Origin of the sequence: Flavobacterium sp. P21, from assembly GCF_050632225.1 — a bacterium.
In the GTDB taxonomy this organism is placed as follows: Bacteria; Bacteroidota; Bacteroidia; order Flavobacteriales; family Flavobacteriaceae; genus Flavobacterium.
Window position 1 is genome coordinate 2727421 of sequence record NZ_CP192585.1, and the last position, 14259, is coordinate 2741679.

Consider the following 14259-nt stretch of genomic DNA (forward strand, 5'->3'; position numbering starts at 1 on the left):
GAAAGACCGCCTGAGCCCACTAATAAATTGGATGCACCGATTTTTAGCGTCGGCTTGTTATTTGTTTCTTCTTCTCCTTCTTTTTTGGTTTATGAAACCATTTTGAAGGCAATGTAACAGAAGCGGCGCGAGCATAAACGCCAACGAAATCATTCGGACGCCCATCTGCATCAGCTTCTGGGATATTGGTTTTCTTGCTTAAATCGACTTTTAAAGTGTCTAATTCAAGCATTAAACCTGTATTACCAATCATCGCATTAGGAGGTGTTAATGAACCGCCTAATTCTGCCTGATATCCAATTCCAGCTTCTGTATCAGCGTATAATTGTGCCTTCGCAAATACGAAAGTAGACTTAGTTGCTTGATTAGAAAAAGCAGAACCATCAGGATTAACGGGTTTTAGAATGCTGTGAGGGAATTCAATACCTGCACTTAATTCTAAAGTTGCTTTGGCTTTTGGCGTAATGATTCTCTTGATGTGAGCTTCAATTCCGTCTGGAGCTACAATATTGTAGAATTCTTGCAGTTTTTGTTTGATTTCGTTTAAACTATAACCTTCTCTGGCTATATAAATTCCAAATAATAATAACGGAATCGATTTTGTAATTGCGCTATTGCTCTTGATTAATGCAAGAATGCTGTCAATCGATTGATCTACATCTTCAGCAAATCCTAATTCTTCAAAAGTGGGATTGTCCTGGAGTTCTTTCAAGGAATTAATATCAGCTAAAAGCTGTTCGTATTTTGTTTTGCCTTCTTGAGCTTCAACAAAAATATTCATCATGTGAGCAATTACCTGTTCTTCGCTGATACGGAAAACCTGTAATCCCACGGAATAAAAATCTTTTATAGAAAAAGAAAAACTGCTGGAACTGAATGTTTTTAAGAAGGCTAAAATTTCCCATTGATATTCCAGTGTAATAGGAAATGAAGAAATTGACTGATCTCCATCTTTTAAATCTGGATTGAGGACAAGTTTGAGATCAAATGGTAGCTCAAGTGCAAGAGGACTACTTGTTACGATATCAAGGCTGTAAAAAGCCGAATCGCCTCGATATCCTTTTGAATATTGCAGGTTTTTATAATGAATTTTATCAAAAATGGAGTTCAGTCCATTTTCGACAAACGATAAAAACTCAGGCAAATCATCTACAGTAATCACCTCAGACAGTCGAGGGTAATATCTGGCGGTAGGAATTGGAACCGCAGGAATTGGATTAGTTGGCATATTCTAATTTTGTTTTTGACTTTAATTTTTGTTCGTATTCGGAATGATTAAATTGTAGTTAGGTCTAACCAATTTTTGAGGTGTAAATGCATATTTTAGGGGTTTTTTCAAGCAGTTTTAGCAATTGATTTGCTTTGCAATTTTTCAAAAGACTTAAGTTTTAAGCGGCTTAAAATCTCTTTTTTTCTTTTGACAGTGTAAAGATGTGTCTAAAATTGAAGCTTAAAAAGAGTCGCTTAGCAGTTTAACATTGATGTTCTGGTGCTTTACAGAGTTGTAAAGAGAGTGAATGAGGGGTAAAAAATAATTTTGGAAGAAGAGAATAAAATTTTTGAAGAAACTTACTATTTAAAGTTTTAGTGAGAGTAAGAAAAGATTCATACAAACTCAATTAAGATTTTTTTTGTTTGCTATTTAGATGTTAGAAATTAAATCAAAAAAGAAACTTTTATTTTAGTTTCTTTTTTGATTTTTAAATAGTTTAGGTTATTAAATCTATTGTCTATCTTATAGTTTCTAGAAAAATAGAATAATTATTAGAACGGGTTGTTTTTGATATATTTTGCCCATTGATATTATTAGAATCTGAATAGGTAACAGTATTTACAATAACAAAACTAAAAGAAGCTTCAGAAGCTCCAAATGTTCTAGTATTTTGAGCATCTCGCAAGTAGTATTTGGCTTCTCCATTGGTGGTAATACCATCAGTGATATTTTGAGTCAAAAATCTTAAGGTAGACCATTGGGCTAATAAAGGATCAGAATTTTGTATGTCAGTTAAAAATGGGCTTTGATAATTTTTCAATCCATTATTCTTTAGTCCAAAAAGCTCAATTATTTTAACTTGATTTGTCGGAGAAATTCCAGAATAATTAGTAGCAAAAAGACCATTGTTAATTCGTAAATAAATTTCTGTTTTAGCAGTTATGGGCTCAATTGTACCTAATGATGGGCTATTAGGTAGGAAATAAACTTCAGTACAAATATTTAATCTTAATATTGAAAAATTTTTAATATTTCCAACTGCCGTACTATTTGAAATTGATTGAGATGTAGCTGATATTGTACCAGATATATTGGTTTGTATAGTATTAGGCGATTTATATGGAATTAAAATTAGTCCATCGGATGTTGTTATCAATCGTGATCTTACATTATTGTGAGTTTCCCAGAGTTGGCCGTTTGAATCTCTTTCAATAGCACCATTTTGTTGTGCGTTTGTCAAATCACCATTAGGTATAATTAAAGGAGGTGTTGTACTTGTTCCGGTTGCCAGTGTAACTTTATTAGTGAAATTCCAGGCTCCAGAAATGGTTTGAGCCTGCGACTTAATCCATGTCCACCAATTGAAAAGCTTAGAACGGCTAATTACTTTATTGTCTTCAGAAATAGCAGTGTTAATCTGAGTTTCTCCGTCAGACGCAAGATTTATGGTTTTATTATCAATCATATCCTTTAGGACTTTTCCTTGTCTAGCATCTAATACTTTGCCTTCTGCCGTACAGTCAAGTGCGTTATAACTTTCGACTTGAAGATTACTTGCATTGCTAAATTCTAGCTCACCTTTCGCATTTGTTTTTAAAATTTTGTTTGGCTCATTTGTTTCTAAGTCTGCCACTCTGATTCTGTTGTGATTTGTACTCATTTTTAATTAATTATTTACGGGTTTATAAAATTTACAGGCTTGTATTCAGTTATTTCAAGGGCTAACCGTAATTATTTTAGGTTGATATTAGAAATACCTAAAAAATTATTGTTTAAAAATTGTGTTAGTGGCGTCACAATAGGGTTTTCATTTTACTGTTTTGTAGAATGAAGGCATGAAGTGTAGTAGATAAGTTTGACTTGGAAAAGCAATAATTATTAAATCTGGTTGTCTTCTTACAAAAAATAATATTTTTTACGATGGCAAAGAATATGTGTTAATCACTAAGGCATCAGAAGCGTCTCTGTATTCGTAATATAGTTTCCTGCTATATTTGTTGAATTTTATTTTAATTTGAGATAAATCTGTAGAATTTACATATAAATTTCTTTTTTGTGTATTTGCCGGGATATATTCGGGATTACTTATAATCGAATCAAAAATTGTACTTGATAATTTTGCTCTATTAAAAATTGACATATATTTCATAAAGCAATTATCAAAAATTAATTTATGTTGAAAAATACCGCTATTTGATTCTCCTGACATGCTATTGTAAACAAATAATGTGGAATCTAATAAATGAGAATTTTTAAAACGAAAATTTGTTTGACTACCTCCTATTAGACTGTTCTCAATTTCGGTATTTGTAGCTAATTCAATCCAAATCCATCTTACATTAGGAAACGGTGCACCACTATAATTATTTGTATTAACAGCTATTATCGAATTTGTGAAAAAAGCATATTAGGGTTGCCGATTAGGACATTAGATAAAAATTTGGAAGAGGATATCATCATCATTGCTGTTGAATATGCTCGCAATTTGTAACGTGTCCAAAAATAAACTATCATATATCTTTATAAATTTACCTTCTGAAACAAATGAACAGACAAAAGTGCTATTTGATAGTACTTCGACATCTATATTGGTACTAAAATTTAATTCCCCTAAATTGCGCTGTATTACAGTATTTCCAAAATACCCTGAAACTTTCATTCGAGAAACATTGACCGGATTATGGCTAGAATCTAAACTGAAAATAGGATAATCTTTAGCGCTAGTATAGGATAATGTTGCCAAAGTAAAATTAGTAACCCTGGTAAATTCATCTAAGGTTATAGATTTTGAATCCAAATCACTTGCAATATAAAATCGATCTGGGGTTGCGCTTGATGATTTTGTTGCAGTAAATTGATAAACTCCATTGAAACCTGTTAATGAAGTAACTGCTTGATCTTGATTTAAAACTTTTAAAATTGAAGCTGAATCAATTTTCCATCTTCTGTATCTTTTTACTCTCCAGTCGTCTCTTATATCAATATTTAATGCATTATTATAACGTCTTAAAATTTTTCCTTTTACCGCTATGTCTCCGTCGGTTGGTAATTGATATTCTATAACATCATCAGTATACGTAACAGATTTTCCTTCTAATTCAAACTCATTAGTTGATTTAGCTTTCAACATAATTGATTCCATTGGGACTCCCAAGTTTTCGGTGGCAGTCATATTCATGTATGGAGTATTATTATGTACTTCTATATTTAAAACTCCGCCAGGGCGAATTACAGGCTTGCCATTTGAATCGTTTACTACTAAATTATCTGGGATTCCATTTGAATATCTTGGAGTAGTATAACTAAATTCTAATCCCATTAAATTTTGCATGCCATTTGCAAACTTAAAATAATAGTTCGAAGCTACTTCTGATATAGTTGTGGTTTGACCAATTTGTAATGATCCGGAATATCCTGTGGGAAGTTTTGTAATTTTAACCTGTTTACCAACAATCAATACATAATCATATCCTGCATCTAAAGTTGCATATCCTGAAACATAGGAAGTTATTAATCTTGGATAAGTTGGAGGTGTAGAATCTGAACCATTAATAGTATAGATAGTTTGAAAATCATTTATCAGATAATAATCACCTGGAATTAATTTATTGTCTTTTACTAGGTTTAAAACTTCGGTTGTAGATAAATTGTTGGGAGATTTGATATTATCGATCATCTCTTTTAAGACTTTTCCTTGTCTTGCATCTAATGCTTTTCCTTCGGTTGTATAATCTAGAGCGTTATAGTTTTCTACTTGAATAGTAGCGTCGCTAAACTCTAATTCACCATTTTGGTTGGTTTTTAAAATTTTATTTGGCTGATTTTTTTCTAAATCAGCCACTTTTATTCTGTTGTGGTCTGTACTCATATTTTAATTAATTTGTTGGGTTTAAAAGGAAGAAGCGTAGTTAAAAAAGCCAATAGCAGAGCAGGGAAACTATAAGTTTTAGTTTCCAAATTGGGCTTTTTGATAAGATTTTTGAGTTTTGTTGAATGTCTTTCTCTTGAGAGAAATATTAGGTTTAAAACAACTCAAAGATTTTTTGTCTTTGAGTTGTTTTTATGGTTTTTACGTTTATCTATTTTAAGATAAGACAATTTTGCGTTCACTTGCGGGATGCTCGTGCCAGCATGGAGATTCTACAATGCTTCCAAAATACTCTTCTCTTGTAAAAACATCTATCCAGTATACCGTAGCAAAACTTATAAAGTAAGCTCCAGTTTTATCTCCAAATTTGTATTTTCTGCTCATTTATTATTTTTGAGCTAATATAAGAAATACTTTGCGTTCACGAGCGGGACGCTCGCGCTAGCGAGGGGCTAAATCTGCGCGATCGGGGCATTTTTTTCAAACGATACTCACCAATCTTTGCGGGCACGGATTGCAAATCCGCGCTATCGTTGCGGAGGTAAATCTGTGCGATCGGGTCGCGCTAGCCGGGGAGCGGGACGCTCGCGCCAGCGGGGAATCACTTTGCGGGCACGGATTACAAATCCGCGCTATCGTTGGATTTTAATTTTTAAAAGTATATTTCATAGGTTGATTTTGATTTGTAAATTCTTTAATATGAGCTAAAAAGCTTCGTATTTCCGATATTTGACTATCAATGAGGTTTGTCTTAATATATAAATAATAAGTTAGACCTTTCCAAATAAATGGATCAGCACTATATTGAAGAGGATATAATCTTCTCAATCTTTCTTTAAAAGGGTCAAAGTTTGCGTCTGCAACTAATTCATCTATTTTTTCTGAGGCGGCAAGTTCCAATTGTTGTAATTCAGAAACACTAAGTTCAAAATTCATTTCTGCATTAACTCTTACTAAAATACTGTTTTTTAAAGATTCAGAAATATTGAATTGAGTGAAAAAATCATGTAAGAGATTTGTATTTCGAGATGAAATAAATTTATTATTTAGATTAAATATTAAATAACTTTTCATTTTAAACATTTTTATTTTGTTAATATTACTTTTATATAGCCTTGGTTTATTAAAATATCTTTAATATTTATGAATTTTCGGCTACTCATTGTCTTATAAAATGTAGTAGCCTTTACAGCTTCTATTTGATCATAAGTATTCTCATAAACATTGATAAATTCCTTATATCCAAGAGATTCTCCGCCTGGATAATTAATGTTTTCTGTCCATTCAGCTTTTACCGAATTTATTCTATCATCAAATATTTCGAAAGTATCATCTACCCATTTTTGACCAAGTCCTTTAACATTATATCCATTTTGTTTAAGTTGTGAAGTATTTATATCAAAACTCAATTCTCCTGAAATAATTTTTGAATTATTTGCCCAGGATGTATCAATTCCTGTATCTGTTAAAATATTAAAAACTATTTCATCTCTTGAAATTAATTTTTCATATTTAAAATGATTAAATGTTTTAACTAATCTTTCCTCACAATAATTTATCTCATATGTAATTTCTAAAGGATCATTTTTAAATATATTAAACCATTCTTCATTTTTTGAACTAAATCTTTCAAAGAAAATAATTTCATTTTTAATATCAGCAGAATAAAGTTGAATATTTGATATTAATTCAGGTCTTTGAGCATATTTACTGAAAGATAATATTATATCAGGGTTGTTTTTGACACGTAGATACATAGCCTCAGATGCACCATATCTTTCTAAGAATTCAATTTGTTTTGTTTGGTTTAATGAATTAAAATTAGTTCTTGTAATTAAATCATCATAATACCTTTCCCATTCATTTACAAAATTAGTATTAGCCTTCATTTTAGCAAAATCTGGATCACTAATATTTCCATAAGTATCTAGAAATTTTTGCTTCTTAGTAATTTCAAATGGCTCTAAGGTGTTACGAATATTTGTATCTTCATAGAGCTTTACTAAATCTTTAGCATATTTCTCATTGGTTAGGAAACTGAGACTCTTTCTTTCTACTGTAATTCCATTAGCGTAACATAACCTCCAATTGTCAATTGCTTTGCCTTGATTAGCATTGAACAGTTTTCTAATTGCAGGATCTTCAAAGAAGCCTAGATCAACATAAAAAGCATATTTTTCGGCACTGTTGTCAATTTGTCTATATTTTTGCAGAATTTCAGATGCATCGTTACCATAAGATTCTAGTTTTTGAATCATTGTATTTACAACTAATTCTTTACTTCCTGCTATATCTTTGACAACAAAGAGTGCTTGATCAAGTTGCTGGATTTGACTTGGTGTCATTTCTGGTCTATAAATTGAAATGCCATCATCATTAAATTGTTTCACAGTACTATTTAATTCAAAAGCAGAATCAATAACTTTTGATTGTAGATATGATCTTCCCGACATTGAAAATATTGTAACCCAAAAAGAAATTCATTGGCTTTCTGTGCGGCTTTTTTGTTGCAGAATCGTTAGTTGTGTGAATTGTATAATTATTTAAAGCCATTGCATTAACGGCTGTAAATTCAACAGCACTTACAACTCCACTTACTGCATTCCAACTTAAAACAGCATCTGATGCTAAAACAGATTCTGCCGTTTGTAAAAATCTCATTCTAGAAAGATATCCTAAGTATTGTAAATCTGCTAAGGCACCTATACCTGTAAGGTTTAAAGCAATTTCGGCTGTAAGCATTACCCCAAAATCGATTTTTTTAAGTTGCTATAATCTTCCATATAAAGCAATAAGAAAGCCGGTATTAAGTGAATCTTTTGGTCACCTAAGTTTTCTCCACCTTTAAACGTTTCAACTAAATCTAAATCAGGTTTGAGCCCCATTACAGTAATGGGTTGTAGAAATTCGTACGTGCCATAAAGTTCCGAACCTAAATAGTGATCATCGAATCCCTTTCGTGATTCAATCTTAAATTGATGTACTTCAATTGATTTGCCAACTATTTTGTAGCTATAATCAGTTGAAGTTTCAATTTTTGCTCCATCACGCTTTCCTGTAACGGTTTCATAAATAATGAAAGGTGGGGCAGTAATGTTATTGTAATATTTAGGAACTTTTATGCTGTTAGTTGGGTCTGGGTTATCTATTAATTTCATATAATAAGATTCTTCATATACATTACAAGCATTTAGTTGTTTAGTATAAGAAGGATCAGGATATATAGGATTGTATGTTGAGAAATACCACGTTTTGTATAATAATATAATATACTTCATTCTATTATTATATGAATTCCAAAATCCAAACGTATATCTGGAATACCTGTCATCATCAATATCTTTATATAGAATTTCAAAAAGTGTAGTTTTTGATTCTACAGGATGTGGTCCATTTCCTCCTTGTAATGTTATGTATTCATGAAAATTTACCAAATCTTTTAATAGGTCATTTCTATCAGAAGAAGAAACTGAAGGAAAAGTAAATGACTCAATTAATTTAAGTGCTAATGCTTCACCGCCATTCCGTTCGTTTAATGTTACATTCTGCTTACTTAAATTGTAAAGCAACTCAAATTTATCAATAGCAGGCACAGTTGCTAGTGCTTCGGCAGATAAAACTGTTGCTAGCCAATAAAATTTATCTTTTGTCGAAGAATTTTTAACTAAAATTTGATTTGCATAAAAACTTTTGTAATAAGAATGCAAATTCCTTAAATAGTCTTCCAATATTTCCACACTAGGATTGTCAAATATTGGGCTGTTGGTCCATTCAAAAGTTTGATGGCTTAAATATGTTTGAAATTCAGGTTCTGTTAAAAATTGCGAAAATAGATTTAGCTGTATGGAATTAATAAGAATCGCAATTTTTGCAATTAAAAAAGCTTTTGCTTGTTTATCATTTTGATCTGTAAGTGGAGTGACAAATAACCCAATTTTATGATTATAAAATTGCATGGCTGTTGGGTTCAATTGAATATTTACTCCTTCTAGAGGATTTGGAAGAACTCCAGTTGGAATTTTAATTTGCCAAGTTCCGTAATCTACGATTGGAATATTTGGTTGATAAGTCCATTTATAAGTTTCAATTTTACAGAAATCAGTATATGGACTTAAAACTTTTAATTTTTTTACAATTATTTCATCATTAGCAGATGCTGATTTAAAAGGATATTTATGATCTTTTAATTGGTTAAGCTTATTTTTATCTGTAAGATATTCTAGAAAAAAATCTTGTTCATAAAATCCACCAATTACATCTTTATCTATCTGTCCAAAAAGATCATCATCTCTAAAATCCTCTTTTAGTGTTTCTTTATATATTTTAGTTACTCCATTAATGACTACTTCAAACGAATTTAAAAAACCGTATATAGTATATTTTGGGTTAATTAGTCCAGTTAATTTGACAACTTCCCCTGATTTTAATATTGCCGCCTGTTCCATTATATTGATAGGTCTAAATCTAACATTAATTCTTTTCTCAAATCCTCTTTAACATAATCACTATACCCTTTACTAAAATGATATCTCTTATCAAGTGAATAAACAAAAACAGGGTTGTCAGGCTCTTTGAGCTTGTTATTACCATCTTCATCTTCCACTACAATAGCAACTCTGTATTTTTGATATTTAACATCTTCTGGAGAAATAAATTCATTCCCATCCTCAAAAAGATCAATCAAGAACAAGCGAGGATTTTTCATATTAGTAGAAATCAAATCTTTGATAGTCTCATTTTCCTCTTTAGTCAATCCCAAAATAATTTTATTAGGAGTAGAGCCATCTAAAGTTTTTAGTTTAAGTCCAGTGATAGTTTCAGTACTATCCGTAAATGGTTGCAAACTGTAATAGTAAGGATCAGGCAACTGGTACGTTTTGCTATTGCCAACTGCACCACTTGCTGAAGCAGATGTATTAGTTGTTGACGTTGTACTTCCAGTTGCAGAAACAGCATTATTCATAACATCAACAGCTTCTGTTAGATAAGTCACACGCGCAACAGTTGGTGTTTCTTCAATTCCGGTTTCAATAACATCGTTTACAGTAAGCGTTTGAACAATTGAAATTCCCTGCTGTTTTTTATCGTAAAACTCATTGATAAGATTCAGTTTTTCAGAAGTCATTCTGGAGTAACTGTTATCACTGCCTAAATTCAATAATGGACTAGCTTTTATTAAATTAAAAACATTATCAAAAAAGTTTGCAACACCATTTACGGCTATAGGATCTCCGTTTTCATCTTCTTCGGCACGAATTTCATAAGTATTAATTTTTCCCTGATAAATCAAAAGACTCAATGCGACAATATTTTCGCCCGCCACAGCTGGAGTTGTCAATTGCACTGTTGAGGTCAACGTACTGTAATTTCCTTCTTCATCAGGAGGCAATCGCAAACCATCGGCATTAATAAAATTGTCTTTTTGTGCATTGGCAACTTTTGCAAGCTGTCCGTAAAAAGCAGTGTTGTTATTGTTGTCAGTTGTAAATTGCAGGTACAAGTTATTTGTCGTAACAATATTGGCTTGGTTTTGTGTATTAATTAAAACTGGCCATCCAGAAGTTCCATACGTTACAGCGGTCATGGGAACTTGGTTTGTAGCGGTATCTTTTAACAATCCAGTTTTTAGGTTTTCAACGCCTTCACCAATTTTATAGTTTCCGTAGAAGTCATAACTACGAGTACGATCACTTTGAATGTAGATGTACCAATTGTTTTTGGTCCAGAAATTATTTAGAAGATCACTGAAAATTACGTTTCCTTTTTTCTCAGTTTTCACTCCAGAAGCAGTTGCCGTAACAACTCCATTTTCAACATGCGAACCATAAAACGCGGCAATATCAATAAATTGAGTGCTTTGCTCGCGCTCTAGTTTTTGCTTAAAGGGAGTGTCACCAGTTACAGTAATTTTTGCAAAAGGTTTGCGGGCGTATTCTAAATTAAAAGCAAATTCAGAATTATCAAAATCGTGTTTATAATCGCCGTAATTTAGAACAACATCAATTCCGCATTCGCCTTCGGCAAAATTCCCTAATGATTTTCCAATATCGATTAGAGGTAATTCAAAAGGATGCTGTTCTTCTTCAGTATTATCTTTTGTTTCAAACTTTGATTCTTTAAAAAGAAATCAGATAGTGGAGTTGCTAATAGTAGAGCAAGATCATTTGGATCGGGATTTGCGACAGGTTTTTCGTAAGCTATAAATTCGGCTTTAAAAGGAATATCAATAGGAGTTCCATCAGCTTGTTTTTGCCCTTCATAGAATGCTTTAAAATCGTCGTTTATCTTATTGATGAAATCAGAAGTAGAATTGTTTTTGGGAATAATTAATGGCTCGGAATCAGTTGTAAAAAAATCACTTTTCTGTAAACCTCTGTAAACGAAATATTTGATATTCAATCCAGGGAAAGGCTGATTGTAAGGACGAAGAATTAGATTCACTTTATCATCATTGCCAGTTTGAGGCTGAACCAAAACAATTCCTTTACAAATTGAATAAGCCTTTTTGGGAGCGCCTAAAGAAAATCTAGAAGTCAGGTTGAAAACAGTTTCAGATTGAGGTCCAAAACCTTGGCCGGGCAACTGCGCGGGAAAACCTCCCGACTCTATAAAAAAATGGGATTTTGCGGACATATTTTAAGTATTATTAATAAAAATTTTTATTTAAACCAGAGTGGTTTATAGATTTTGTAGATGAATCTTCCAATTAAAAAAAGGAGAATAAGAAGCAGTAATCTTCCCAGCCAAATCTGAACTTTTTGCCAAAAAGTTAGATAGTTCACAAACTTGGTAATCGTGATCGTTTTCTCTTGGACATCTTTAACTTGTTTCGATTTCCAATGCGCATAGAGTTCCTGTTCTTTCAGATTGCAGTCAACTTGGAGTTTATTGTTATCAAGTCGAACCTTTGGGCTTTTTAATGTACGCCCTGGTTCGGCCTGAATAACATTTTTAAGGATTACTTTTCCGTTAAGGCATTCTAACAATGCATGGTAGGAACTGCTGTCTTTTGCGATTTTAAAGATTGTATCGTGTAACGTTTCGGTAATGGTAATAGTCTGAGTTTTGTTTTCATTTTGCACTGGTTTCGGACTTCGGCATGAAATCATAATCAGGATAATGAAAAGAGAAAAACAAGACATTTTAGTTTTTTAGTCATAATTAAAATTGGTTTATAAGTTTTTGTTTTACAGTCGTAAAAAGCTTTTCACGCTTTTTATATCTCGTTTTCTTCTGGCTACTTTATAACCTTCTCGTCCGCCAGAATCATTGGTGTTTCCTTCAATGGTATAAATCGTGTTTCCAGCAATTTTCTCGACAAATCCGGCATGACCTGTCCCGTTATTGAAATCCAGAATAAAAACATCTCCGGGTTGAGGTGTCTTTTTTGCCAAAAGTGGTCTTGAATTGTATTGGTCCAAAACACCGCCAGTTTTCTTTAAAGGATTTTTAGCATTAATTTGCTGTGAAGCATTCTGCGTGCACCAGTAAACAAAAGCCATGCACCAGGCATATCCTTTTCCAAGTCCGACGCTTCTTAAATAAATTTCAACTTCAGGACCTGAGTTGCTGTTTCTAGGAATTTCTTCGACACCAATTTGTGCCGTTGCGATTTCGATCGTTTTTTGAGCTAGTGTCATGAGCTTTTTCCGTTTAACTGTTTAAATTTTTGTAATTCGTCAACCAATTGCTGGTTGATCAGCATGAGTTCTTTATGCTGTATTTCCATTTTTTTATGGTTTCTGTAGCGACAGTAAGTCTGGCGGTAATGTCGTCCAGAAGATCACGGTAATATTTTACGGCGCTTACGGCATTGTCAAGTTCGGTCACGCGGTCTTCTGCAAGTGATTTTCGCATTGAGAAAAACCAAGTGATGAAACCGGCAAAGAATGCGGTGAGAGTGGGGTATAAAAACTGTTCCATTGAATGTGTTTGAAATTGAATGTTGGGTTTAAAATTGTTTTTGAAAAGACAACCTAAATGTTGTTTTTTTTTGAAGGAAGTGAAACCAGTTTTTTTTCGGTTTCGAGGTATAGTTGTTTCCTTTTGAGATTGCAAAGATTGTGTGAAAAAAGCCCTAAAAAAAATGCATGCAAGGTCTGCGAACATTTGTGTTCTAGGGCTTTACAGAGTTGTAAGGAAAGCGAACAGAAGTCGTTTTAGATGAAGTAAATGCTTCATCTTTGCATCACAAAAAGGATGTTTTTGAAGATTTAAAAAGAATGATTTTTTCTTTTGTATGAATTAAGAAGGCCTTTGCTGATTGCTCATAAGTTCTTCGATTTTTTTAGTTCAGATGTGATAGGTGTACAGAGAATTTCATACAAAGTAGTTCTCGAAATCGGGTAAACCGGATAGACGTATTTACGCCACACAACGGTAGTTGGAATGTCTTCCGTTTTGTGTTTTTGATACAGTTCTTTAATGAGTTTGTAACGCATTAATTTATTTTTTGAATTCCGAGACTTCTGTTTGATGATATAGGCATGAGAGATAATATTTTGAATGATAGAAAAAAGAAAAGTTTTAAGAACGAAGTTTAAAAGAGTTAATAATTTGAATAATAAAGGACATCATATTTAAGACAGCCAAAACCATTTAATCATTTTAGATAAAAGGTTTTACTCCTTAATGCCATTTTATATTGAACCTCGTTCTGAGGTTGTAATTGTTAAAGATTTTATTTAACAATTTAGTCTGCAAACTCCGCATGACAATCCTGTTTCCAAAACCTTTTATGGTTTGGATTCCAATAGAAAGAATGCGTTTTGGCTGTTATTTTATTAGGGCAGAAATCGCCCGTTTTGCCGGTTCCTGGTTCTCTTCAGAAAGAAGAAGAAGCAGGAACCATTTTTTTACTTGTATTTTTGAAGGCTACAAGTTAGGAGATCTTTTAGCCTTTGTAGGTGGCTGTTGTATGTTTTTTGAATCTCGGATTTTTAATCACAATGCTTTCGTACTGATTAAAAGCAAGACGTTCTTTTTTAGATAAGTCATTGCCGCAATTCCAGTTTCCGAGTCCGTCTTTAAAGATAATATGTTCGTTTATTTTATAGCTTTCATGATCTGTAATTGGCTTTATTTTTACGCTCATTTAGGTATTGTTTAAAAGTTGTTTTTAATTTGAAATAAAACCATTCTCTAAATAAAAATATTGGTTTCAAGTTGGTTGCAATTA

Annotated in this window: 14 protein-coding genes and 1 pseudogene; all 15 read right to left on the bottom strand. The window is 32.4% G+C overall.

Annotated features, from left to right (window positions below; translation table 11 throughout):
• Positions 1-43: 43 nt before the first annotated feature.
• Positions 44-1228, bottom strand: coding sequence for a hypothetical protein (locus ACQ9BO_RS13485; protein WP_431241134.1), 1185 nt, complete (start codon positions 1226-1228; stop codon positions 44-46).
• Positions 1229-1730: 502 nt separating this feature from the next.
• Positions 1731-2873 (bottom strand): hypothetical protein, encoded by a 1143-nt coding sequence (locus ACQ9BO_RS13490; RefSeq protein ID WP_431241135.1) that lies wholly within the window; start codon positions 2871-2873, stop codon positions 1731-1733.
• 255 nt (positions 2874-3128) lie between these two features.
• Positions 3129-3353, bottom strand: coding sequence for a hypothetical protein (locus tag ACQ9BO_RS13495; protein ID WP_431241136.1), 225 nt, complete (start codon positions 3351-3353; stop codon positions 3129-3131).
• 288 nt (positions 3354-3641) lie between these two features.
• Complete coding sequence (locus tag ACQ9BO_RS13500; protein WP_431241137.1) at positions 3642-5081, bottom strand: hypothetical protein; 1440 nt, start codon at positions 5079-5081, stop codon at positions 3642-3644.
• 267 nt (positions 5082-5348) lie between these two features.
• Positions 5349-5465 (bottom strand): annotated as a pseudogene (locus ACQ9BO_RS13505) (transposase); the annotation flags it as partial.
• Between the two features lie 261 nt (positions 5466-5726).
• Positions 5727-6155: a hypothetical protein gene (locus ACQ9BO_RS13510; protein WP_431241138.1), complete on the bottom strand. Its 429-nt coding sequence runs from the start codon at positions 6153-6155 to the stop codon at positions 5727-5729.
• A gap of 11 nt (positions 6156-6166) precedes the next feature.
• Complete coding sequence (locus tag ACQ9BO_RS13515; protein WP_431241139.1) at positions 6167-7534, bottom strand: hypothetical protein; 1368 nt, start codon at positions 7532-7534, stop codon at positions 6167-6169.
• Positions 7497-7823: a hypothetical protein gene (locus tag ACQ9BO_RS13520; RefSeq protein ID WP_431241140.1), complete on the bottom strand. Its 327-nt coding sequence runs from the start codon at positions 7821-7823 to the stop codon at positions 7497-7499. Before ACQ9BO_RS13520 ends, ACQ9BO_RS13515 begins: the two co-directional genes overlap by 38 nt.
• Positions 7823-9526, bottom strand: a complete 1704-nt coding sequence (locus ACQ9BO_RS13525) for a hypothetical protein (RefSeq protein ID WP_431241141.1) — start codon at positions 9524-9526, stop codon at positions 7823-7825. The genes ACQ9BO_RS13520 and ACQ9BO_RS13525 overlap by 1 nt, the downstream gene beginning before the upstream one ends.
• Complete coding sequence (locus ACQ9BO_RS13530) at positions 9526-10860, bottom strand: hypothetical protein (protein ID WP_431241142.1); 1335 nt, start codon at positions 10858-10860, stop codon at positions 9526-9528. The genes ACQ9BO_RS13525 and ACQ9BO_RS13530 overlap by 1 nt, the downstream gene beginning before the upstream one ends.
• A gap of 272 nt (positions 10861-11132) precedes the next feature.
• Positions 11133-11714 carry a hypothetical protein gene (locus ACQ9BO_RS13535; protein WP_431241143.1) on the bottom strand — a complete coding sequence of 194 codons (582 nt, stop codon included), beginning with the start codon at positions 11712-11714 and terminating at the stop codon, positions 11133-11135.
• A gap of 26 nt (positions 11715-11740) precedes the next feature.
• Positions 11741-12223: a hypothetical protein gene (locus tag ACQ9BO_RS13540; RefSeq protein WP_431241144.1), complete on the bottom strand. Its 483-nt coding sequence runs from the start codon at positions 12221-12223 to the stop codon at positions 11741-11743.
• Positions 12224-12268: 45 nt separating this feature from the next.
• On the bottom strand, positions 12269-12721 hold the full coding sequence (locus ACQ9BO_RS13545; RefSeq protein WP_431241145.1) for a CHAP domain-containing protein: 453 nt from the start codon (positions 12719-12721) through the stop codon (positions 12269-12271).
• A gap of 58 nt (positions 12722-12779) precedes the next feature.
• Positions 12780-12938: a hypothetical protein gene (locus tag ACQ9BO_RS13550; protein WP_431241146.1), complete on the bottom strand. Its 159-nt coding sequence runs from the start codon at positions 12936-12938 to the stop codon at positions 12780-12782.
• A gap of 1036 nt (positions 12939-13974) precedes the next feature.
• Positions 13975-14175: a hypothetical protein gene (locus ACQ9BO_RS13555; protein WP_431241147.1), complete on the bottom strand. Its 201-nt coding sequence runs from the start codon at positions 14173-14175 to the stop codon at positions 13975-13977.
• Positions 14176-14259 lie beyond the last annotated feature (84 nt).

What these genes read in the sequence shown, in the direction of transcription:
- ACQ9BO_RS13485 (WP_431241134.1), bottom strand. Translation starts at nt 1,228, where the DNA reads ATGCCAACTAATCCAATTCCTGCGGTTCCAATTCCTACCGCCAGATAT.
- ACQ9BO_RS13490 (WP_431241135.1), bottom strand. Translation starts at nt 2,873, where the DNA reads ATGAGTACAAATCACAACAGAATCAGAGTGGCAGACTTAGAAACAAAT.
- ACQ9BO_RS13495 (WP_431241136.1), bottom strand. Translation starts at nt 3,353, where the DNA reads ATGTCAATTTTTAATAGAGCAAAATTATCAAGTACAATTTTTGATTCG.
- ACQ9BO_RS13500 (WP_431241137.1), bottom strand. Translation starts at nt 5,081, where the DNA reads ATGAGTACAGACCACAACAGAATAAAAGTGGCTGATTTAGAAAAAAAT.
- ACQ9BO_RS13510 (WP_431241138.1), bottom strand. Translation starts at nt 6,155, where the DNA reads ATGAAAAGTTATTTAATATTTAATCTAAATAATAAATTTATTTCATCT.
- ACQ9BO_RS13515 (WP_431241139.1), bottom strand. Translation starts at nt 7,534, where the DNA reads ATGTCGGGAAGATCATATCTACAATCAAAAGTTATTGATTCTGCTTTT.
- ACQ9BO_RS13520 (WP_431241140.1), bottom strand. Translation starts at nt 7,823, where the DNA reads ATGCTTACAGCCGAAATTGCTTTAAACCTTACAGGTATAGGTGCCTTA.
- ACQ9BO_RS13525 (WP_431241141.1), bottom strand. Translation starts at nt 9,526, where the DNA reads ATGGAACAGGCGGCAATATTAAAATCAGGGGAAGTTGTCAAATTAACT.
- ACQ9BO_RS13535 (WP_431241143.1), bottom strand. Translation starts at nt 11,714, where the DNA reads ATGTCCGCAAAATCCCATTTTTTTATAGAGTCGGGAGGTTTTCCCGCG.
- ACQ9BO_RS13540 (WP_431241144.1), bottom strand. Translation starts at nt 12,223, where the DNA reads ATGTCTTGTTTTTCTCTTTTCATTATCCTGATTATGATTTCATGCCGA.
- ACQ9BO_RS13545 (WP_431241145.1), bottom strand. Translation starts at nt 12,721, where the DNA reads ATGACACTAGCTCAAAAAACGATCGAAATCGCAACGGCACAAATTGGT.
- ACQ9BO_RS13550 (WP_431241146.1), bottom strand. Translation starts at nt 12,938, where the DNA reads ATGCGAAAATCACTTGCAGAAGACCGCGTGACCGAACTTGACAATGCC.
- ACQ9BO_RS13555 (WP_431241147.1), bottom strand. Translation starts at nt 14,175, where the DNA reads ATGAGCGTAAAAATAAAGCCAATTACAGATCATGAAAGCTATAAAATA.